The sequence below is a fragment of the Xanthobacter pollutisoli genome (assembly GCF_040044995.1).
GTDB lineage: Bacteria > Pseudomonadota > Alphaproteobacteria > Rhizobiales > Xanthobacteraceae > Xanthobacter.
Genome location: NZ_JBDZDP010000012.1, coordinates 1 through 21,870 on the forward strand (window position 1 = coordinate 1; position 21,870 = coordinate 21,870).

Annotated in this window: 16 protein-coding genes and 2 pseudogenes; 9 read left to right on the top strand and 9 right to left on the bottom strand. The window is 67.7% G+C overall.

From position 1 onward, the window contains the following. The 4 genes from ABLE93_RS19200 to ABLE93_RS19215 all read left to right on the top strand — a co-directional run. The coding region (locus ABLE93_RS19200; protein WP_348841471.1) for a hypothetical protein at nucleotides 1–291 on the top strand (291 nt) is incomplete at its 5' end. Beyond that, nucleotides 281–2,020 carry a relaxase/mobilization nuclease domain-containing protein gene (locus ABLE93_RS19205; RefSeq protein WP_229644298.1) on the top strand — a complete coding sequence of 580 codons (1,740 nt, stop codon included), beginning with the start codon at nucleotides 281–283 and terminating at the stop codon, nucleotides 2,018–2,020. The genes ABLE93_RS19200 and ABLE93_RS19205, both read left to right, overlap by 11 nt. Before the next feature lie 24 nt (nucleotides 2,021–2,044). Then, nucleotides 2,045–4,018: a conjugal transfer protein TraG gene (locus ABLE93_RS19210; protein WP_229644297.1), complete on the top strand. Its 1,974-nt coding sequence runs from the start codon at nucleotides 2,045–2,047 to the stop codon at nucleotides 4,016–4,018. A gap of 5 nt (nucleotides 4,019–4,023) precedes the next feature. Beyond that, on the top strand, nucleotides 4,024–4,452 hold the full coding sequence (locus ABLE93_RS19215) for a CopG family transcriptional regulator (RefSeq protein WP_229644296.1): 429 nt from the start codon (nucleotides 4,024–4,026) through the stop codon (nucleotides 4,450–4,452). Nucleotides 4,453–4,540: 88 nt separating this feature from the next. On the opposite strand, the gene ABLE93_RS19220 is transcribed toward ABLE93_RS19215, so the two are convergent. Beyond that, nucleotides 4,541–5,395 (bottom strand): SDR family oxidoreductase, encoded by an 855-nt coding sequence (locus ABLE93_RS19220; protein WP_229646964.1) that lies wholly within the window; start codon nucleotides 5,393–5,395, stop codon nucleotides 4,541–4,543. An 87-nt stretch (nucleotides 5,396–5,482) separates the two neighbouring features. Here ABLE93_RS19220 and ABLE93_RS19225 point away from each other — a divergent pair, with 87 nt between their 5' ends. Then, on the top strand, nucleotides 5,483–6,388 hold the full coding sequence (locus ABLE93_RS19225) for an AraC family transcriptional regulator (protein ID WP_229644295.1): 906 nt from the start codon (nucleotides 5,483–5,485) through the stop codon (nucleotides 6,386–6,388). Between the two features lie 84 nt (nucleotides 6,389–6,472). On the opposite strand, the gene ABLE93_RS19230 is transcribed toward ABLE93_RS19225, so the two are convergent. Continuing rightward, nucleotides 6,473–7,315, bottom strand: coding sequence for a helix-turn-helix transcriptional regulator (locus ABLE93_RS19230; RefSeq protein ID WP_229644294.1), 843 nt, complete (start codon nucleotides 7,313–7,315; stop codon nucleotides 6,473–6,475). A gap of 94 nt (nucleotides 7,316–7,409) precedes the next feature. On the opposite strand from ABLE93_RS19230, the gene ABLE93_RS19235 reads away from it, so the two are divergent. After that, a complete protein-coding gene (locus ABLE93_RS19235) occupies nucleotides 7,410–8,306 on the top strand; it encodes an SDR family oxidoreductase (RefSeq protein ID WP_229644293.1) in 897 nt (298 codons plus the stop codon). 112 nt (nucleotides 8,307–8,418) lie between these two features. Here ABLE93_RS19235 and ABLE93_RS19240 read toward each other — a convergent pair. Next, nucleotides 8,419–8,613, bottom strand: a pseudogene (locus ABLE93_RS19240) (transposase); the annotation flags it as partial. 5 nt (nucleotides 8,614–8,618) lie between these two features. Between ABLE93_RS19240 and ABLE93_RS19245 the strand changes: the two are divergent. Beyond that, nucleotides 8,619–9,418: pseudogene (locus ABLE93_RS19245) on the top strand (IS91 family transposase); the annotation flags it as partial. Nucleotides 9,419–10,086: 668 nt separating this feature from the next. On the opposite strand, the gene ABLE93_RS19250 reads toward ABLE93_RS19245, so the two are convergent. The 6 genes from ABLE93_RS19250 to ABLE93_RS19275 all read right to left on the bottom strand — a co-directional run bounded on the left by ABLE93_RS19250 (nucleotide 10,087) and on the right by ABLE93_RS19275 (nucleotide 19,219). After that, a complete protein-coding gene (locus tag ABLE93_RS19250) occupies nucleotides 10,087–11,760 on the bottom strand; it encodes an electron transfer flavoprotein-ubiquinone oxidoreductase (RefSeq protein WP_229644292.1) in 1,674 nt (557 codons plus the stop codon). Nucleotides 11,761–11,860: 100 nt separating this feature from the next. After that, complete coding sequence (locus ABLE93_RS19255) at nucleotides 11,861–13,015, bottom strand: acyl-CoA dehydrogenase family protein (RefSeq protein ID WP_229644291.1); 1,155 nt, start codon at nucleotides 13,013–13,015, stop codon at nucleotides 11,861–11,863. Between the two features lie 10 nt (nucleotides 13,016–13,025). Next, nucleotides 13,026–14,222 carry an acyl-CoA dehydrogenase family protein gene (locus ABLE93_RS19260; protein ID WP_229644290.1) on the bottom strand — a complete coding sequence of 399 codons (1,197 nt, stop codon included), beginning with the start codon at nucleotides 14,220–14,222 and terminating at the stop codon, nucleotides 13,026–13,028. A 3-nt stretch (nucleotides 14,223–14,225) separates the two neighbouring features. Further along, nucleotides 14,226–15,413: an acetyl-CoA C-acyltransferase gene (locus ABLE93_RS19265; protein WP_229644289.1), complete on the bottom strand. Its 1,188-nt coding sequence runs from the start codon at nucleotides 15,411–15,413 to the stop codon at nucleotides 14,226–14,228. 21 nt (nucleotides 15,414–15,434) lie between these two features. Then, complete coding sequence (locus tag ABLE93_RS19270) at nucleotides 15,435–17,141, bottom strand: AMP-binding protein (RefSeq protein WP_229644288.1); 1,707 nt, start codon at nucleotides 17,139–17,141, stop codon at nucleotides 15,435–15,437. Then, a complete protein-coding gene (locus tag ABLE93_RS19275) occupies nucleotides 17,141–19,219 on the bottom strand; it encodes a 3-hydroxyacyl-CoA dehydrogenase NAD-binding domain-containing protein (RefSeq protein WP_348841472.1) in 2,079 nt (692 codons plus the stop codon). Before ABLE93_RS19275 ends, ABLE93_RS19270 begins: the two co-directional genes overlap by 1 nt. Before the next feature lie 455 nt (nucleotides 19,220–19,674). On the opposite strand from ABLE93_RS19275, the gene ABLE93_RS19280 reads away from it, so the two are divergent. Further along, nucleotides 19,675–20,868, top strand: coding sequence for an ABC transporter substrate-binding protein (locus ABLE93_RS19280; RefSeq protein ID WP_229646706.1), 1,194 nt, complete (start codon nucleotides 19,675–19,677; stop codon nucleotides 20,866–20,868). A 122-nt stretch (nucleotides 20,869–20,990) separates the two neighbouring features. Continuing rightward, entirely contained in the window at nucleotides 20,991–21,863 is an 873-nt protein-coding gene (locus tag ABLE93_RS19285) for a branched-chain amino acid ABC transporter permease (protein WP_229646705.1), read from the top strand. Nucleotides 21,864–21,870 lie beyond the last annotated feature (7 nt).

The window sequence follows — 21,870 nt, forward strand, 5'->3', positions numbered from 1 at the left end:
GGCGCATCGGAACTCGAAGCCCGCGAGCGGAGGCGTGCCGTGGCGAACAGCATAGTATATTCTCGCATCGGGAAGGATGAACGACGATGTCCGCAAGAGCAGTGGAAATACGACCGATTAGGAGGGCGAGATAAAAGGGCGCAAGGTGCGCTGAGGTCGGGCGGTTGTTTTTGCTTGGCAATTTTGAGCCAAACGCACATTGCGCTGCTGCTCGGCAATGTGCATCGAGTACTCAAGTCACTGATCCTGTTGGCCTTCCCCCACCTTGCAGGGGCGCGTCATGGCCGATGACCGGGAATTCCGCGTCCGGCCCGGCCGCATCCGCTCGTCCCGTGCCCAGAGGGCCCGTCCCTTCATCGCCCAGGCCCTCGCCGCGGCCCAGAAGGCCGGTGGCCACGTCTCCCGATCCGGCCGCCTCACCTCCGGCACCCGCTCGCACTTCGGCCGCGGGCGGACGGCGAGCATCCAGGCCAACCGCCTGCTCACGGGCCGCTCGCGCGTCGTCGTCATCAAGACCCGCGTGGTGCGCCACACCGCCCATGCCACACCGCTGATCTCGCACCTCTCCTACCTGCACCGGGAGGGCGTCACCCGGGACGGAGAGAAGGCCCGCCTGTTCGGGCCGGGTGCTGAGGAGGGAGACGGTCGCGCTTTCGCAGAGCGCTGCGCCGACGATCGGCACCACTTCCGCTTCATCGTGTCGCCCGAGGACGCAGCCGACATGGCGAACCTCCCGTCCTTCGCCCGCGACCTCGTGGGGCAGATGGAGAAGGACCTGGGTACGAAGCTCGACTGGGTCGGTGTTGACCACTGGAACACCGACAATCCCCACCTGCACATATTGGTGCGGGGCCGGACCGACGACAGCCAGGACCTCGTCATCTCCCGCGATTACATCAAGGAAGGCATGCGCGACCGCGCCCAGGCTCTCGTCACCCAGGAACTGGGCCCGCGCACGGAACACGACATCCGTCGCACTTTGGAGCGGCAGATAGAAGCGGAGGGCTGGACCCAGCTCGACCGCCAACTGGTCCGCGATCAGTGCGAGGCGGGCTTTATCGACGTGGCGCGCGATCGCGGTAGTGGGACGGATGCTTTCTTGCCGATGAAAGTCGGGCGGCTGCTTAAGCTCGAGGCCCTCGGCCTCGCCGATGAGATCGGTTCCGGCCAGTGGGTGATTGATGAGAAGGCGGAGGCGACGCTGCGCGCCCTTGGCGAGCGCGGCGACATCATCAAGCGGATGCACCGTGCCCTCACCGCCCACGGCATCGAGCGGGGCACGGCGAGTTATGTGCTCGCCGGCGAGAGTCTGGATGCCCCTGTCATTGGTCGTCTCGTGGATCGAGGCCTCGATGACGAGCTGAAGGGTACGGTCTATGCCGTGGTGGATGGCATCGACGGACGGACCCATCACATCCGACTGCCCGACCTCGAGGCGACTGGCGACGGCGCTCCCGGCTCCATCGTCGAACTCCGGAGGTTCGAGGATGGGCGGGGTCAGGCGCGGGTTGCGCTCGCGGTCCGCTCCGACCTCGACATCGAGCGGCAGATCACGGCCTCCGGCGCCACCTGGCTCGACCGGCAGGCGCTCAGCCGTGCGCCGGCGTCCCTGTCAAAGGGCGGCTTCGGCGCCGAGGTGCGCGGGGCGATGGAACGTCGCGCCGACCATCTGGTCCGGGAGGGGTTGGCCGAGCGTCAAGGCCAGCGCGTCACCTTCGCCCGTGACCTGATCGAGACGTTGCGCAAATGGGAGGTGGACGCTCTGGGCGGGAAGCTCGCTGCCGAGACCGGACGGCCGTTCAATCGATCTGGCGGGAGAGACTATGTCTCCGGCACCTACCGTCAGCGCTTTGCGCTGGCCTCGGGGCGCTTCGCCATGATCGACGACGGCCTCGGCTTCCAGCTCGTGCCCTGGACGCCTTCGCTGGAGAAGCAGCTGGGCAAGCACATCTCCGGCGTCGCCCGAACTGACGGCGGCATCGACTGGTCCTTCGGCCGCAAGCGCGGCCTCGGCCTCTGACCTTAACCGTGAAGGGACCGCAGTATGTCCGCGACCAAGATCCTCTGGGGCCAGATCCTCGCCGTCTTCGCCATCGTGTTGGCCACCACGTGGGGGGCGACGGAATATGTCGCCTGGCGGCTGGGCTTCCAGGACCAGCTCGGCCCGCCCTGGTTCGTGCTGGGGCACTGGCCCGTCTATCACCCGCCGGCTTTCTTCTGGTGGTGGTATTTTTACGACGCCTATGCGCCGGAGATTTTCACAGAAGGCGCCTTCATCGCCGCCTCGGGCGGGTTCCTGTCCATCGCGATCGCCATCGGCCTGTCGGTCTGGCGGGCGCGGGAGGCGAGGCGCGTCGAGACCTATGGCTCCGCCCGCTGGGCCGAGCCGGACGAGATCCGGTCAGCCGGACTTGTCGGTTCCGACGGGGTTGTGCTCGGCCGCCATGGGCGGGACTATCTGCGCCATGATGGACCCGAGCACGTCCTGTGCTTCGCGCCCACCCGCTCCGGCAAGGGCGTCGGCCTCGTCGTGCCCTCGCTGCTCACCTGGCCGGGCTCGGCCATCGTCCACGACATCAAGGGCGAGAACTGGCAGCTCACCGCAGGCTTCCGGGCGAAGCATGGGCGCGTGCTGCTGTTCGACCCCACCAATGTGCGCTCCTCTGCCTACAATCCCCTGCTGGAGGTCCGCCGCGGGGAATGGGAGGTGCGCGACGTCCAGAACATCGCCGACATCCTGGTGGACCCCGAGGGCTCCCTCGAGAAGCGCAATCACTGGGAGAAGACCAGCCATGCTCTGCTGGTGGGCGCCATCCTCCATGTGCTCTATGCCGAGCGGGACAAGACCCTGGCCGGTGTCGCGGCCTTCCTCTCTGATCCCCGGCGGCCCATCGAGACGACCCTCGCCGCCATGATGACGACGGCTCACCTCGGAGAGGCGGGTCCCCATCCCGTAATCGCCAGCGCCGCCCGCGAGCTCCTCAACAAATCCGAGAACGAACGGTCCGGCGTGCTTTCCACCGCCATGTCCTTCCTCGGGCTCTACCGAGATCCCGTGGTGGCCGAGGTGACTCGGCGCTGCGACTGGCGGATCACCGACCTGGTGGCAGGTGGCCGCCCGACCAGCCTCTACCTTGTGGTGCCGCCCTCGGACATCAATCGCACGAAGCCGCTGATCCGCCTGATCCTGAACCAGGTGGGGCGCCGCCTCACAGAGGATCTGCAGGCGAAGGCCGGCCGGCATCGCCTCCTGCTCATGCTGGACGAGTTCCCCGCGCTCGGGCGGCTCGACTTCTTCGAGAGCGCGCTTGCCTTCATGGCGGGCTACGGGCTCAAGAGCTTCCTCATCGCCCAGTCCCTGAACCAGATCGAGAAGGCCTACGGGCCGAACAACTCCATCCTCGACAACTGCCATGTGCGGGTGAGCTTCGCGACCAACGACGAGCGCACGGCGAAACGCGTGTCCGATGCCCTCGGCACCGCCACGGAGATGAAGGCCATGAAAAACTATGCCGGCCACCGGCTGTCGCCCTGGCTCGGGCACCTTATGGTGTCGCGCTCGGAAACAGCCCGACCACTGCTCACTGCCGGCGAGGTGATGCAGCTTCCGCCGGCGGACGAGATTGTCATGATCGCCGGTACGCCGCCGATCCGGGCGAAGAAGGCGCGATATTACGAGGATGAGCGGTTCAGGGAGCGGGTGCTGCACCCGCCGGAGCTCCTGGCCCCTCGCGATCGTCAGCCCGACGACTGGAGCGTCTTTCCGCAGCCCGTGCCTTCACAGATCAACTTGATGGTCGAGGGGAGCGACGACGAGGATACCACCAGCTCCGAACAGCGGCGCCAGCCGGAATTGGCGCGGGTGGTGGAGGCCCATGAGCAGCCCCCCAACGAGTTCGAGATCTATCTGATCGACGACAGCGAGGACGACGTCGCCCGGACCAGTCGCATGACACGCACGATGCAGGGCGTCGCGCGCCAGGTTTCGCTCGATCCCAATGACAGCATGGAGCTGTGACGGCGATGGCTCTACGCAAGAAGAAGGCGCAGATCTCGGTCTATCTCGATCCGGCCACTATGCGGCTTCTCGCCGATTATGCCGCTCGGCGGGATCAGCCTCAGTCTCTGATCGCGGAGGCTGCCATTGCCTCCTTCCTGTCTCCAGACGCGGCCGAGCAGCGGGAGGCTGCCGTCGCGAAGCGCCTTGATCAGCTGGACAGGCGGATCGCCCGGCTGGAACGAGACCTCGGCATCTCTGTCGAGACGCTGGCCGTGTTCGTGCGATTCTGGCTGGCCACCACGCCGGCATTGCCCGAGCCGACGGCCCAGGCCGCGCGAGCCAAGGTGGGGGAGCGGTATGAGGCATTCGTCGCGGCGCTGGGGCGGCGGCTCGCGCAGGGGCCGAGGTTGGTGCAGGAGGTCTCTGAGGAAGGCGGTGTTCCCAAACCGTGAGACAGGGGCTCTTGCGCGATGACCAATGTTCGCACCGCAGGCGGTCAAACAGTCCCGCCGCCATGATGGCTGGCGCGATGGCGCAGCCTCAGAGCGCGCGCGTGTCGGCAAGGGCACGGCTTGGGAGATTCGGGCGGAACATCTCCCGCATCTTCTCCAGATAATGGGGTTCAGAAGTGCTCCAGCGCAGCTCCGCGAGGAGCCGGGTGTCGGGACCTGCCGGATAGCGGATCTCTTCGCCCTCGGCCGTCGCAGCCGTGAACACAGCCTGCGCCACCTCTGCCTCGGTGCAATAGGCGGTCGGATAATGGGCCATCTTCTGGAAGCACCCGAGGGCGAAGGCCTCGTAGTCCGCCGGGATCAGGCCTTGCATGCGCGGGCCACCATTGGTGGTGAAATTCGTCGTCGGGGCGTAGCCGGGTTCCACGAGGCGGGCGCGGATGCCGAACGGCTCCAGCTCATAGGACAGGGATTCCGTATAGCCTTCCACGGCACACTTGCTGGCGGCGTAGATCGCCACCAGCGGCATGACGCCGATGGCCGTGCTGGACGTCACGTTGACGATGACACCATGTCCCTGCCGGCGCATGTGCGGAATGATGGCGCGGCATGTTGCGAACACGCCGAAGCTGTTCGTCTCGAAGATCTCGCGGATGATGCTGTCCGGTGTCGCTTCCACCACGGAGGCCATGCCGATCCCGGCATTGTTCACCAGAACATCGATGGCACCGAACGCCGCAACCGCGTCAGCGATGGCGTGGGTGATGCTGTCACCATCGGTGACATCGAGCTGCAGGACGCGCAGCCGATCCGAAACGGGAAAGATGCCGGGGGCCGGCCGGCGCATGGTGGCGACGACATTCCAACCCTGAGCCAGAAAGTGCTCCGCGATCGCCTTGCCGTAGCCTGAGGAGGTGCCGGTGATGAGAATGGTGGGGGTCATGCCTGTCTCCGTGTTCCCCTGCAGGATAGACAGGCTGGCGATACGATATATAATCAATATGCCTAAAATCATTATTGCTCGTCCAGAATGGATCCCCTCAGCGAGGTCATCTCTCTGCTGCGCCCGAGTGCCGCTTTGTCCAAGCCAATCACCGGGGGCGGCGATTGGGGGGCGAGCTACGCCGCCTATGGGCAGCCGGGGTTTGCCATCGTGCTCGCCGGGCAATGCTGGCTTGCGATCGAGAAAGAAGAGCCGGTTCTGCTCGACCGCGGCGACTTCGTGCTCCTGCCCGATACGCCATCGTTCACCCTGTTCAGCCGGCCCGGCGTCGCCTGTGCGCCGTGCGCCCCGTCGAGCGAGGCCGTCCACCACGGGGATTTGGAAGGCGAGCCGGATTTCCGAATGCTCGGCGGCAGCTTCAGGATCGATCCTGTCAATGCGCCGGTTCTGCTCGAGCTGCTGCCGTCCATGATCCACATCCGTTCGTCTGACGGTGATACCGGCCGGCTCGGCCGTCTTGTCGATCTGATGATGGAGGAATGTGGAGCCGATCGGCCCGGCTGGGACATGATCCTGGAGCGGCTGCTGGAGGTGCTGCTGGTGGAGTGCCTGCGTTGGCGCGGCCGGGACCACGGCGCCTTGCCCGCGGGCTTGCTGGCGGGACTGCAAGACCCGGCGCTCGCCGGGGTGCTGCGGGGCATGCATACCGACGTTCGAACCGGATGGACGGTGGCCGAGCTGGCGGCTGTCGCCGGCATGTCGCGCTCTGCCTTCGCTGCCCGATTTTCTGACGTCGTCGGCTGCGCGCCCATCGAGTATCTGTCGCGTTGGCGGATGGCCCTGGCGCAGAACGCCCTGAGCCGCGGCGGACAATCGCTGGAACGCCTCGCGGAACAGCTCGGCTATGAGTCCGCAAGCGCCTTCAGCACCGCGTTTCGCCGGCGGGTCGGCACGTCACCGGGCGCATTCGCGCGCGCCAGACGGAGCGCATGACGACCCTCCGGATCAATGGGGCCGCGCTCCCCTTCCAGACATTGAAGTCCTTCCCGAGATCGCCCCCGCTCGCACCGTCGCTCTTCACTCAGAACCAGCCTTCGCCTCCACCAAACCCCTGATCCTCGCCGCATCGGCAGGGGTCGCCGGATTGTAGACGACCATGCTGAGATCAGAGCGGCCCTCCACCGTGAAGGTGGAGAATTCAAGCGTCACGGTGCCCAGAACCGGGTGGCGGATGTGCTTGAGGCCTTCGCCCTGGCCATGGATGTCGTTGTCGCGCCACAGGGCCGCGAATTCCGGGCTGAGACGGCAGAGCTCTTCGACGAGGGGTTTTATTTCCGCCGCAGCACCCGCTCGCGCCGCCGCCGCGCGGAACGCGCCGACCACGAGCCGCGCGACGCTCTCCCAGTCCGCCTGGGCGGCGCGCACCCGTGGATCGAGGAAGATGAAGCGCAGAATGTTGCGCTCCTCCGGCGGCAGCTTGCCGTAATCGGTGAGCATCACCGTCGCCGCCCTGTTCCAGGCGACCACGTCCCACAATGCGGTCCGGATGAAGGCGGGACTGGGGTCGAGCGCATCGAGCACGTGCTGCAGACGGGGCGAGACGTCGTCATTCTTCCTGTAGCGCACTTCGGGGGCGCGGCCGAGACCGAGCAGGAAGAGATGCTCGCGCTCCAGGTCGGTCAGCATCAAGGCGCGCGCGATACGGTTGAGCACGTCGGCGGAAGGGGCGCCGCCGCGTCCCTGCTCCAGCCACGTGTACCAGGTGGGGCTGATATTGGCGCGTTGCGCCACCTCCTCCCGGCGCAGGCCGGGGGTGCGCCGCCGCGCCGGGGAAAAGCCGAGGGCGGCAGGATCGAGCTTCCCGCGCCGATCCTTCAGATAGGCCCCGAGCCGGTTTTCGTCGCGCGTGGGATCGGCCATGCTGTTAGTCATTATACCCGTATAAGCTCACGACTTTACCCGGATAGCTAAGGCGCCGAAACCCGTCTCCCGTCAACCCGCGGAGACCTTTCCCATGCGTGTGTTTGTCACCGGCGCGACCGGCTTTATCGGCTCCGCCGTCGTCAAGGAATTGATCGCAGCCGGCCACCAGGTGCTCGGGCTGGCCCGTTCGCCGGAGAAGGCGACGGCGTTGCTGAACACCGGCGCCGCGGTTCATCGGGGATCGCTCGAGGATTTGCAAGATCTGACCTGTGCTGCGGCCCAATGCGACGGCGTCATCCATCTGGCATTCAACCACGATTTCTCGAAATTCGTCGCCAATTGCGAGGACGACCGCCGGGTCATCCTGGCGCTCGGCTCCACACTCGCCGGTTCCAGCCGTCCTCTGATCGTGACCTCCGGGACCGCCATCGCGAAAACCGCGCCCGGCGCGCCCGCCAAGGAAGATAATGCGGCGCTGAGTTCGCAAACCAATCCCCGCGCGGCCTCGGAAGAGGCTGCCGCCGCCCTCGCCGCCGATGGCGCCAACGTTTCGGTGGTGCGCCTGCCGCAAGTGCACGACACGGCCCGGCAAGGGCTCGTCAGCTACGCCATCGCGATGTTCCGCGCGCAAGGCGTGTGCACCTATGTGGGAGACGGCGAGAATTGCTGGCCCGCCGCCCATGTCCTCGACGTCGCGCGCCTCTATCGGCTGGCCGTCGAAAGGGCTGAGCCGTCGGCCAGGTACCATGCAGTGGCGGAAGAAGGCGTGCTGTTCCGCCATATCGTGGAAGCGGTCGGCCGACGGCTCCAGCTTCCGGTCACGCCCATCGCTCCGGAGGCGGCGGAGACCCACTTCGGCTGGCTTTCCTCCTTCATGACCCACAGCTTGCCTGCCTCGAGCGAGCAGACTCGGAAGAAGCTGGGCTGGGAGCCGGCCGGCCCCGGTCTCATCGCCGACCTGGACCGGTTGCCGCTCTCCGAGGGGTGACCGGCCTCGGTCCACCGCATCCGCGGACCTCCAGATCGCGCCGATTCCGTTGAAAAAGTCGGCGCTGGAGGCGTGGCGACATTGGCACTCGTGAGGGGCGTGCGCTTCTCCTTCAAGCCGTCACGGCTCTGGGGCCGTTGGGCACCAGCTTGGCGAGCTTCCTGAGGTTCTGAGCGGTGGCAGCGAGATGGAACTCGTCCCGGGCACTGTTCGGGCCGCGCAGTCGCAGGCGGTCGAGCCTGAGGATGCGCTTCAGGTGGGCGAACAGCATCTCCACCTTCTTCCGCTGCCGGCGCGAGGTGACGTATGCCTCTGGCCACCATCGCCGCTGACCCGAGGCATCTCGGCGTCCGCATCGGCATCACTGCGGTGCTCCATACCTGGGGATCGGCGCTCACCCACCATCCCCATATCCATGCCGTGGTGCCCGGCGGCGGGCTCTCGACTGATGGTACCCGCTGGATTGCCGGCCGAGCCCGGTTCTTCCTGCCGGTGCGGGTGCTGTCCCGCCTGTTCCGGCGGCTTCTTCCTCGACGGTCTGCGGAGGCTCCACGCCACCGGCCGGCTCGCCTTCTTCGGTGATCTCGTCCCGCTGGCGGAGAAGGGGGCGTTCGAGGCCATGCTGGCACCCCTGCGCCGCGCCGAGTGGGTTGGTCTACGCCAAGCGTCCGTTCGCCGGCCCTGCCGCGGTGCTGGCCTATCTGTCGCGCTACACGCACCGCGTCGCCATCTCCAACAGCCGGCTCATCTCCATGGACGACCGTGGGGTCACCTTCCGCTGGAAGGACTATCGCGCCCGGGCCAAGGCCACCGGCAACGGCTGGATCAAGGCCTTGATCCTGCCGGCGGACGAGTTCATCCACCGCATCCGGCACTACGGCCTGTTCGCCAGCGCGGTCCGCGCCGCCAACATCGACAGGATCCGCGCGCTGCTGGAGCCGCGGGAGGAGAACTCGCAACGCCTGGCGCCATCCTCCGTCGACGAGAAAAAGGAGGCAACAGCTCTGCGCTGCCGGTGCTGCGGCGGCTCCATGACCGTCATCGAGACGTTCGCCCATGGGGCACTGCCCCGGACATGGTCCGCTGAACCCTTCAGGTTCGACAGCTCATGAGCGCCGAGCCCGTTCCCCGGCACCAGTGTCTCGTCGAAGGCAACGCCATCTCCGGCATCGGGGCCGCACGCGCTTTGTCATCGGCAAGGCCGCGTCCATCATCATTGCGGCACCGGAAAGATGTTGTTGCCGCGAAGACCGGAACACGACCGGAGTGCATTGGCCCCATCATGTACCTCGATATCGGTCCCTCGATCGGTGTCTCCCCCGTCAACGCCTGCCTCAAATCCCCATAGCACCGCAAAGACCTCGACCGTCGTGCACGTCGAACCGCGGTTTCCTCCCCTGGAGGCTTTCCGACGCCGGCCCGCATGCCCAGTCCCGCTGTCGTGATCGGGCCGGCATCCGAAACCCTTCACAGGAGCAGACGTTGGCGTCTCGCCGAAAAGCGGTCTCTTGCTTTTTGTTCGGTCTGTGGGGACTGCCAACCGTACGTAACTGGAAGCAAGGTGGTCCCCATAGAGGAGGCCAAACGAGATAATCACCTCGTCGAGCAGGAAGAAGCGGCCGCGGCGTCAGGTGCTTCCAAACCGGCTTCCCTTCGTGCCAGCAATCCGCCCAGCCACCGCAACCGAAAGCCGCCGAGGTCGGCGGCAGCGGCATAAGACCGCAAATCCGCACCTGGAAACGCAGTTCAGGTTGCCTCCCTCCCGGTCGTGATGCGTCCCTCACATATTTGGATAGTTGGGCCCACCGCCACCCTCGGGGGCGGTCCAGGTGATGTTCTGGTTGGGGTCCTTGATGTCGCAGGTCTTGCAGTGGACGCAGTTCTGCGCGTTGATCTGGAAACGCGGCGCGTCCGCCCCCTCCTCGATCCACTCGTAGACGCCGGCCGGGCAGTAGCGGTTGGACGGGCCGGCATAGATGTCGTGCTCCGACGCCTTCTGCAGGGCCATGTCCTTCACCACCAGATGCACCTGCTGGTTCTCCTCGTGGTTGGTGTTGGACAGGAACACCGACGACAGCTTGTCAAAGGTGAGCACGCCGTCGGGGCGGGGATAGGTGATCTTCTTGCAATCCTTCGCCGGCTTCAGGGAGGCGGCGTCGGTCTTGCCGTGCTTCAGGGTGCCGAACAGGGAGAAGCCCAGCGTGTTGGTCCACATGTCCAGCGCGCCCAGCGGAATGCCGATGAAGGTGCCGAGCTTCGACCACAGCGGCTTCACATTGCGCACCTTCTTCAGGTCCGCACCGATGGCGGATGAGCGCCACGCCGCCTCGTAGCTGATGAGTTCGTCATGGCCGCGATCCTCGCCCAGCGCGCCGGCGAGGTGGTCGGCGGCCAGAATCCCGGAGAGCACCGCGTTGTGGCTGCCCTTGATGCGCGGCACGTTCACGAAGCCCGCCGCGCAGCCCACCAGCACGCCGCCGGGGAAGCTGAGCTTCGGCACGCTCTGGTAGCCGCCTTCCGAGAGGGCGCGCGCGCCATAGGCGATGCGCTTGCCGCCCTCGAAGGTGTCGCGGAAAAAGGGATGGGTCTTGAAGCGCTGGAACTCGTCAAAGGGCGACAGCCAGGGGTTCTGGTAGTTGAGGTGGACCACGAAGCCCACCACCACCTGCTCGTCCTCGATATGATAGAGGAAGGCGCCGCCGCCGGTCTTGCCGTCCAGCGGCCAGCCGAAGGCGTGCTGGACGAGGCCGGGCTTGTGGCGCTCCGGCTTCACCTTCCACAATTCCTTGATGCCGATGCCGAATTTCGGCACGTCCCGGCCGGCATCGAGGCCAAACCTGGCGATCAGCTGCTTGGTCAGGTGGCCCCGCGCGCCCTCGGCAAACACGGTGTAGCGGCCACGCAATTCCATGCCGCGGGTGAATTCGCCCTTGGGGACGCCGTTTTTGTCCACCCCCATGTCGCCGGTGGCGATGCCGGTGACCGCGCCTTTGTCGTCATAGAGGATCTCGTCGGCGGCAAAGCCGGGATAGATCTCGACGCCCAGCGCCTCGGCCTTCTGCGCCAGGAAGCGGCAGACATTGCCCAGCGAGCCGACATAATTGCCGTGATTGTTCATCAGGGGCGGCATGGCGAAATTGGGCAGGCGGATGCCCCCCGCCGGGCCGAGCAGATAGAAGGCGTCGTCATTGACCTGGACCGACAGCGGCGCCTCCGCCTCCTCCCGCCAGCCGGGGATGAGGGCATCGAGGCCGATGGGATCGATCACCGCGCCGGAGAGGATGTGGGCGCCGACTTCCGAGCCCTTCTCCACCACCACGACGGACACATCGGTGCCGCGCTCCGCCGCCTGCTGCTTCAGCCGGATGGCGGTGGCCAACCCCGCAGGACCTCCGCCGACAACAACAACGTCGTAGTCCATCCCCTCGCGTTCAGGCAGATCCGCCGCGCTCATGTCAATATCCCAGAGAGATCATCGTACGCACCTCTGATTCCGCTCCAGCGGACCGTGTGGGTGCCGAACCCGGTCGGGCTCTTACACCCAAGGCGGACCTTCAGCCGATCCCGCCGAGGCCGCCCGCGGCTGCCACCTGTCGCTGGTGATAGGCGGTGTCGCCAAACATCAGCTCGATCATGGCGAGGCGGCGGAAGTGATGGGCGCCGATATATTCCATGGTCATGCCGATGCCACCGTGCAACTGAACCGCCGTCTGGCCCACGAAGCGGGCGGCGCGGTTGATCTGCACCTTGGCGGCGGACAGGGCGACGGCACGCTCGGCGGCGTCCTCCGCCTCCACCATCATGGCGGCATAGAGCGCCATGGAGCGGGCCTGCTCCAGCGCCACGAACATGTCCACCGCCTTGTGCTGCAGCGCCTGGAACGAGCCGATGGCGACGCCGAACTGCTTGCGCGTCTTCAGGTATTCCACCGTCAGTTCGTGCAGTGCCTCCATCAGGCCCACCGCCTCGGCGCACAGGGCGGCGACGGCGCTTTCCACCACCCGTTCGACGATGGCGAGGCCCTCTCCGACAGGCCCCAGCACCGCATCGGCGGGCACGAACACATCCGAGAGGATCACGTCCGCCGCGCGCCCGCCGTCCTGGGTGGGGTAGGCGCTGAGGCTGACGCCGGGCGCATCCACCGGCACCAGGAACAGGGTGATGCCGGCCGCGTCGCGCCGGTCGCCGGAGGTGCGGGCGCTGACCACCAGCGTCGCGGCGGCATCGGCGTTCAGCACCACGCTCTTGCGGCCATCGAGGCGGAACCCGCCGTCCACGGCGCGAGCGGTGGTGGCGACATCATTCAGGTCATAGCGCGCCTGCACCTCCCCATGGGCGAAGGCGAGGCCGGCGGTGCCGTCCATCAGGCCGGGCAGCAATGCCGCGCGCTCGGCGGCGTTGCCGGCGAGGCGCACCGCCCCGCCGCCAAGGATGACGCTGGCGAGATAGGGTTCCGGGGCCAGCGCGCGGCCCAGCGCCTCCATCACCACCAGCGTTTCCACTGGCCCGCCGCCGAAGCCGCCGTCTTCTTCCGCGAACGGCAGGCCGAGGAGGCCCAGCTCCGCCAGCTCCGCCCATCGCGCCTTCGGAAAGCCGAGCGGCTCGGCGCGGGCCGAGGCCAGCTGCTCGATGCCTGGGTAAGTGTCGGCCGCCCAGCGACGGACGGTGTCCTTGAGGAGCGACTGCTCGTCGGTCAGGTCGAAATCCATGGAGCCCTCCTCACAGGCCGAGGATCGCCTTGGCGATCACATTGTGCTGGATCTCGTTGGATCCGCCGTAGATGGACACCTTGCGGTGGTTGAAATAGACCGGCGCCGCCGCGTCGGCCCAGGCGAACAGGGCCTCGGCATCATTGTCGCCGGCGCCGTCGCGCAGGGCGGGCAGGGCCTGCGGGCCGGCCAGTTCGAGCAGCAGCTCGGTGGTGGCCTGCTGCAGCTCCGAGCCCTTGATCTTCAGGATGGAGGAGGCGGGGTCCGGCTTGGTGGGGTCGCGCGTCGCCTGCGCCGCCACCACGCGCATCTGGGTGATCTCCAGCGCCTTCAGCTCGATCTCGACCGACGCGAGGCGCGAGCGGAAATCGAGGTCGTCCCACATGGTGCCGGCGCCGGCCGGGGTGGTGCGGGCAAGGCGCTTGATGCGGGCGATGCGCTCTTTCGACATGCCGATGCGGGCGATGCCGGTACGCTCGTTGGCGAGCAGGAACTTGGCATAGTCCCAGCCCTTGTTCTCCTCGCCCACCAGATTCTCCACCGGCACCTTCACGGCGTCGAGGAACACTTCGTTCACCTCGTGCCGGCCGTCGATGGTGATGATGGGCCGCACGGTGACGCCAGGGCTCCTCATGTCGACGAGGATGAAGGAGATGCCCGTCTGCTTCTTGGCTGCCGGGTCGGTGCGGGCGAGGCAGAACATCCAGTCGGCATACTGGCCGAGCGTGGTCCAGGTCTTCTGGCCGTCGATGATGTAGTGGTCGCCCTCGCGCACCGCGCGGGTCTTCAGCGAGGCGAGGTCCGAGCCGGCGCCGGGCTCGGAGAAGCCCTGGCACCACCAGTCCTCCAGGCTCTTGATGCGCGGCAGGAAGCGGCGCTTCTGCGCCTCGCTGCCGAAGGTGGCGATCACCGGGCCCACCATGAAGCAGTTGAACTGTAGCGGCAGCGGCACCGCCGCCTGCATCAGCTCCTCCATGAAGATGTAGCGCTTGACCGCGCTCCACTCCTGGCCGCCATGCTCCACCGGCCAGTGGGGCACGGCCCAGCCCTTGTCGTTCAGGATGCGCTGGGAGGTCACATAATCCTCGCGCGCCAGCTTGCGGCCCTCCGACACCTTGGTGCGGATCTCGGCCGGGATGGCGGTGCGGAAGAAGGTGCGGACCTCCTTGCGAAAGGCGGTCTCCTCAGGGGTGAAGCGCAGGTCCATGGATCAGGCCTCCGGATTGATTTCGATGAGGCCTGCGGCACCCATGCCGCCGGCGATGCACATGGTGACGACCGCATAGCGCACGCCGCGCCGGCGACCTTCCAGCACCGCATGGCCCACGAGGCGCGCCCCGCTCATGCCGAACGGATGGCCCACCGAGATGGCGCCGCCGTTGACGTTGCAGATGGCGGGGTCGATGCCCAGCGTGTCGCGGCAATAGACCGACTGGGAGGCGAACGCCTCGTTCAGCTCCCACAGCCCGATATCGGAGACCTTGAGGCCATTGCGCTCCAGAAGGCGCGGCACGGCGAAGACCGGGCCAATGCCCATCTCGTCCGGCTCGCAGCCCGCCGTGGCATAGCCACGGAAGATGCCGAGCACCTGCGCCCCCCGCCGCGCCGCCTCGGTGGACGACATGAGGACGCTGGCAGAGGCGCCGTCGGACAGCTGCGAGGCATTGCCGGCGGTGACGAACTGGTCGTCGCCGCGCACCGGCTTCAGCTTGGCGAGGCCCTCCAGCGTGGTGTCGGCGCGGTTGCCCTCGTCGCGGGAAAGGGTGACGGTCTCGCGCCGGGTCTCGCCGCTCTCCTTGTCGGTCACCGCCTTCTCGACGGTGATGGGCACGATTTCGGTGTCGAACAGGCCGGCGGCCTGGGCGCGGGCGGTGCGCTTCTGGCTTTCGAGGGAGAAGGCATCCTGCGCCTCCCGCGAGATGCCGTAGCGCTTGGCCACGTTATCGCCGGTCTCGATCATGGTGACGTAGATGTCGGGCTTGTGCGCCATCAGCCAGTCGTTGCGGAACCGCTCGCGGTCCACCGGCTGCACCAGCGAGATGGATTCCACCCCGCCCGCCACCGCCACCGGCACGCCGTCCATCACGATGCGCCGCGCCGCATGGGCCACCGCCTCCAGCCCCGAGGCGCAGAAACGGCTGACCGTGACGCCGGTGGAGGTCACCGGGATGCCGGCCACGAGCGCCCCGTGGCGGGCGACGTTGCCGCCGGTGGCGCCTTCCGGATAGCCGCAGCCCATCACCACCTCCTCCACCTCGGCGGGGTCCACCTTGCCGCGGGCGAGGGCGTGGCGGATGGCGTGGGCGGCCATGTCGGCGCCCTTGGTGATGTTGAGCGCGCCGCGCTGCGCCTTGCCGATGGGCGTGCGCGCGGTGGAGACGATGACGGCATCGGCCATTGGGCTTCCTCGTTCTGGTCTTCAGTGTGTTTCGGGGGCTTCGCCGGCGGCCGCGGCCACTTCCGCCATCAGCACCTTGGGCAGCAGTTTGCCGACGGGGCTGCGCGGCAGCTCATCGCGGAATTCGAGCGCGCGGGGCATCTCGTGCCGGCCGAGCCGGTCGGCGAGGAACTGGGTGAGAGCGTCGAGGGTGAAGGGCTCGGCCCCGGTCTTCAGCTTCACGTAGGCCTTGGCGGACTGGCCGCGATAGGCATCGGGCACGCCGATGACGATGACTTCCTCCACCGCCGGGTGCTCATAGATGGCGCTCTCCACCGCCGCCGGATAGACGTTGAAGCCCGAGGAGATGATCATGTTCTTGCGGCGGTCGACGATCTCGAACAGGCCGCTCTCGTCCATGCGCCCCATGTCGCCGGTGAGGAACCAGCCGTCGTGGAAGGCGGCGGCGGTGGCCGGCTCGTCGCCCAGATAGCCCTTGAACACGTTGGGCCCGCGGATGGCGATCTCGCCCACCTCGCCGGGGGGCAGCGCCTCGCCCGGGGCGTCCATGGCGACGATCCGCAAGGCAAGGCCCGGCAAGGGAATGCCGATGAGCCCGAGCCGGCGTTGCACCCGCTCCGGCACCCGCGAGCCGGCGGGGCCGGTCTCCGTCATGCCCCAGCCGTTGTTGAGCTTTGTGCCGAGGATGGCCTCGATGCGCGCCTGCACCTCGAACGGCAGCGGCGCGCCGCCGGAGACGCAGGATTTCAGGGAGGAGAAATCCACCGCCTCCACCCCCGGCCGGTTCAAAAGCGCCACCCACATGGTGGGCACGCCGGAGAACTGGCTGGCCTTCAGCACGCTTACATCATGGATCAGCTGCTCCACCTCGAAGCGCTGGCGCAGCAGGATTTCGTTGCCGTCGCGTACGTGGCGCAGCAGCACCGTGGTGAGGGCATAGATGTGGAACAGCGGCAGCACCGCCACCACCTTCTCGGTGCCCGCCACCAGCGGTCGGCCGCCGTCGCGCCAGGCGCGATACATGGCCACCGCCGCGGTGAGGTTGCCGTGGCTCAGCATGGCGGCCTTGGGCAGGCCGGTGGTGCCGCCGGTGAACTGCAGCACCGCGATATCGTCCACCGAGGGCCGCGGCGCATTGAGCGGGGCGTCGCTGGCGAGGTCCGCGAGGGGCCGCACGTCGGCCCGTTCGGGCAGGGGGAGGGGCTCCGTCTCGCCTGGTCCCCACGCCGCGTCGTCGCCCACCAGCACCTTGTCCACCACGCCGGTGTCCAGCATCTCCAGCGCGTGCGGCAGGAAGCCGGGCAGGTTGGTGGTGATGAGGCGGCGCGCGCCGGTGGCCTTCAGCTTGTGGATGATCTCGCGCCGGGCATCGAGCGCGCTGATGTGCACCACTCGCGCCCCGAGCCGCGTCAGCGCGAAGAAGGCGATGGGGTGCCAGGGCGTGTTGGGCAGCAGCAGGGCGATATTGTCGCCGCGCCGCACGCCATCCTGCGCCAGCCCGCTGGCGAGGCGCTCCACCTGGCGGCCGAACGCGGCATAGCTGATCTTGGTATGGCGGAAATCGAACGCCGGCCGCTCGCCTCCCGCCGCGACACCGGCGGCGAGGAGCTCGGGCAAAGCGCTGATCTCCAGCGCCTGGGACCAGTCGCACACATCGGGAAAATGCGCCTGCCAGAGCGGCACGGCGCCCGGTGCGGGCGCGGGCGCGGACGCGGGCTCTTGCGCCATCACGCGGCCTCCGCGAACGTGCCGGCGCCGGCCGCGAGGCGCTGGAGCAGCGCTGCCGGCTTCAGGCTGGCATCGCCGGTCTCGGCTGCCATCTCCTCAAGCCCGGCGACGATGCGGCCAAGGCCCACCGTCTCCGCCCAGTGCATGGGCCCGCCGGTGATGGACGGCCAGTTGTAGCCATTGAGCCAGATGATATCGATGTCGCCGGAGCGGGCGGCGATGCCTTCTTCCAGGATCTTCGCGCCCTCGTTCACCATGGGGTAGAACAGGCGCGCCTGGATCTCCTCCAGCGTGAAGCTGCGGCGGGCGATGCCGCGCGCGGCCGAGAGGGCGACGATGAGCGCCTCCGTCTCCGGGTCGCGCTCCCCGGCGCGGGCGCCTTCGGGATAGAGATAGAAGCCGCGGCCGGTCTTCTGGCCGAACCGGCCCTGCTCGGCCAGCGCATCGGCCACCGGGGCCTTCACCGCCTTGTCGCCGGCCGCCTTGCGGGCGCGCCAGCCGATGTCGATGCCGGCGAGGTCGGCCATGGCGAACGGCCCCATGCGGAAGCCGAAATCAGTCACCGCCGCATCCACCTCGTGGGGCAGGGCGCCGGCGAGCAGCAGGCGTTCGGCCGCCTCGGTGCGGCGGGCCAGAATGCGGTTGCCGACAAAGCCGTAGCATACCCCCACCACCACCGGCAGCTTGCCGAGCCTGCGGCCAAGATCGAGGGCGGTCACCAGCACGTCGGGCGCGGTCGTCTCGCCGCGCACCACTTCCAGCAGGCGCATTACGTTGGCGGGGCTGAAGAAATGCAGGCCCACCACATCCTGCGGCCGGCTGGTGGTGGCGGCGATGGCGTCCACGTCGAGATAGGAGGTGTTGGTGGCGAGGATGGTTCCGGGCTTGGTCACCCGGTCGAGGGTCCCGAAGATCTCGGCCTTGACGCCCATGTCCTCGAACGCGGCTTCCACCACGATGTCGGCATCGGCCGCCGCTTCAAGCCCCACCTTGGGGGTGATGAGGGCCATGCGCGCGTCCATGGCCTCCTGGGTGAGGGAGCCGCGCTTCACGGAGGTGGCGTAATTGGCGCCGATGCGCTCCATGCCCACGTGGAGCGCCTCGGCCTTCACCTCGATGAGGGTGACCGGGATGCCGGCCTGGGCGAAGCACATGGCGATGCCGCCGCCCATGGTGCCAGCACCGATGACCGCCGCGGCCGCGATGGGCCGGGCCTTCACCTCCTTGTCGATGCCGGGGATGCGCGCGGCCTCCCGCTCGGCGAAGAAGACGTGGCGCAGGGCCTTGGAGCTGGGATCCGCCACCAGCGCCTTGAAATGCGCCCGCTCGGCGGCGAGACCCTCGGGGAACGGGCGCTCGTAGACGCCGCGCACCGCATCGATGAGCGCTGGCACGTTGGGGATGCGGGCGGAGCGCCTCTCCGCGTCCGCTGCGGCGGCCTCGAATTGGGCGCGATCCTCGGCGGTCAGCCTGTCGGCGCGCTCCCGCGCCCGGGGCCAGGTGCCGGCGGCGGCAAGCGCCAGCGCGCGCTCGGCGGCGGCTGCCACGAGGTCGCCGTCCGCGATGGCGTCGGCGAGGCCGAGGGTGAGCGCCTTCTGCGCCGTCACCTGATCGCCCGACAGCATGAGGGCGAAAGCCGGCGCGGCGCCGATGAGGCGTGGCAGCCGCTGGGTGCCGCCGGCACCGGGAATGATGCCGAGCTTGATCTCGGGCAGGCCCAGCCGCGCGCCGGGGGCCACCACCCGGGCATGGCAGGCGAGGGCGAGCTCCAGCCCGCCGCCGAGCGCCATGCCGTTGACGGCGGCGACAACCGGCTTCGGGCAATCCTCGATGGCGGCCAGCACGTCGGGCAGGGCGGGGGGAACGGGGGGCTTGCCGAACTCGGAGATGTCGGCGCCGGCGACGAACACCTTGCCGGCGGCAGCCAGCACGATGGCCTTGACGGCGGGGTCGGCCACGGCGGCCGCGACGCCCGCGGCGATGGCGCCCCGGACCGCCGCGCCGAGCGCATTGACCGGCGGATTGTCGATGACGAGCACGGCGACGCCGTTCGATACCTCGGTGCGGACCGGAGCCATGTTGTCTCCCATGTGTTCTGCTATGCAGAATTGACGTCTGCAATTTTTTGAAGACGTGCCTTGCAGAGTGCGTAATGTCAAGCGTGTGTATCGCTCATGCGATGGTGCTGCAGTAGGTGTCCGGGATATTTTGTTCCATTATGCAGAACTGATGCCCGCATAATTGACAGGTGGCGGGAGCCCGTGTCATACATTCCGCAGCCCCGGACGCCGGTCGCGCGGCGGGGTCAGAACGCGGAGAAGCCGCGCGGAAGGGGAGGTTTTTGCTGTCCGGACCGGGTCCGCGGCGGCAGGCGCCACATGTCCCGCGGATGCCCTTCCCGCCAGATCACCGCAGCCGCGGTCGCGTGGCGGACGGCTCGCGCCGCTCCGGTCGCGGACACGTCTGCGCCCGCCGGGGCGGCCGCGCCGAGGGGATCGGCCGCCCGGCGTCAGAAACGCTCAGGGAGGACTACATGGTCGGCAGGACAATCGTGTCGGCGGCGCTGGCGTTCGGCGTCACGCTGGCGGGAAGCGCGGCGGGGATCGCGAGCGCCTCGGCCCAGGATGCGCCGAAGACCTTCACCATCGGCGCGCACATGCCGCTCACCGGCTCGCTCGCCCGCTCCGGCCAGGCCTTCACCGAAGGCATGCAGGTGGCGGTGAAGATGTGCAACGCCGCCTCGCCGAAGGTCCAGGTGAAGGTGGACCTCATCGACGACGAGAGCACTCCGGCAAAGGCGGTCTCGGCGGTGGAGAAGCTGTCGTCCGACGGCGCGGTGGCGCTGATCGGCGGCTACGGCTCCAACATCATCGGCCCGGCGTCTGACGCCTCCGACAAGCTCGGCAAGGTGTACATCACCGCCGGCGCGGTCTCGGACGAGTTGACCCGGCGCGGGCTGAAGACCTTCTTCCGCATCAACAACAATGCCGGCTACGAGCGCGGCATCGCCACCCTCATCGGCGACCTGAAGCCCGCGAAGGTGTCCATCATCGCCTCCACCAAGGAAGCGCCCGCGCTGCTCGCCGAGGGGCTGGAGAAGGACCTCGCCGCCAAGGGCATCGCCGTGACGGTGCACAAGTTCGATCCGGCGATTACGGATTTCAAGCCGATCATCAACAAGATCAAGCTGCAGGACAAGCCCGACATCATCATGATGTCGGCCTACGAGAACGACTACGTGGGCATCATCCGCGCCGCCAAGGTGCTGAAGCCCAACGTGAAGCTGATCGTCGGCGCCTGGTCCCTCGCCACCCCGAAAATGTACACGGAATTCCCCGACTTGATGAACAACCTGGTCGGCACGTCCTTCCTGCCGTTCCCGGTGGAAGTGAAGGACGAGGAGGGGCGCAAGTTCTCTGAGGTCTACAAGCAATCGTACAATAAAGAGATCGAATATCTCTCCACCCTGAGTTTCGTGGAGACCATGGCGCTGTGCGAGGCCATCGTCCGCGCCGCCGAGGCGGGCACGCTGGACAAGGGCGGGCTTGCCGCCGAGATGCGCAAGACCGACCGCAACAGCCTGCTTGGCCGCATCCAGTTCGACGAGACCGGAGACAACCCCAACTTCGCGCTCTCCATGGGCCAGCACCGCGACGGCAAGATCGTGCTGGTGTCGCCGAAGTCGGCTGCCACCGGCGAGATCGCCTATCCCGCCCTGCCGTGGTGAGGCGAGGCTGATATTGCGGCCCGCCGGCGCCGGCGCCCGCGGGCCGCATCCTTCCCGTGCCCCGGCCCGGGCCAGCTTCTCACCGCCGCTCCGTACCGCCCGCCTTGCCCATCCGAGGTGACATGACCGAACTCATCCTGCAGGCGCTATTCTCCGGCGTGCTCATCGGCAGCGTCTATGCGCTGGTGGCCCTCGGCCTCGCCCTCGCTTTCGGCGCCATGCGCATCATCAACCTCGCCCACGGCGAACTGGTGCTGCTGGCTGCCTACATGGCCTATTTCGTGGAGTCGCGGACCGGGCTCGACCCCTATTTCGCCATCCCGCTGGCGCTGGTGGTGGTGGCGGCGGCGAGCTACGTGCTGTTCCTGCTGGTGGACCGCATCAAGGACCACCGCGAGCTGAATTCGCTCATCCTCACCTTCGCCATCGGCATCATCCTCACCAACGCCATCCTCCTCGTGTTCGCCAGCGACGTGCGCACCACAGCCTCGCCCTTCCTGCAGGATGCGGTATCGCTGGGCGACCTGTTCGCCATGCGCAGCGAGATCATCGCCTTCGTGCTCTCGCTGGTGCTGATGGGCGCGCTGTGGTGGTGGCTCAAGTCCAGCTGGTATGGCCGCGCGGTGCGGGCCGTCTCCTCCAATCGCGGCGCCGCCAAGCTCATGGGCATCAACCCCACCCGTATCGAGACGGTGTCGTTCCTGGTGGCGGGCGCGCTCGCCTCGTTCGCTGGCGTCGCGCTCTACACCATGAGCGTGGTGCAGCCGGCCACCGGGCACGCGCTGACGGTGAAGGCCTTCATCATCACCGTGCTGGCCGGCGTCGGCTCCATTCCCGGCGTTTTCCTCGGGGCGGTGCTGCTCGGCGTTACCGAGGCGCTGACCGTGACGCTCGCCTCGTCCGCCCTGCAGGAACTGGCCGGCATGGTGCTGTTCCTGCTCGTCCTGTTCCTGATGCCGAACGGCCTGTTCGGCGCGCGCGCCCGTCGCGGCTGAAAGGCGA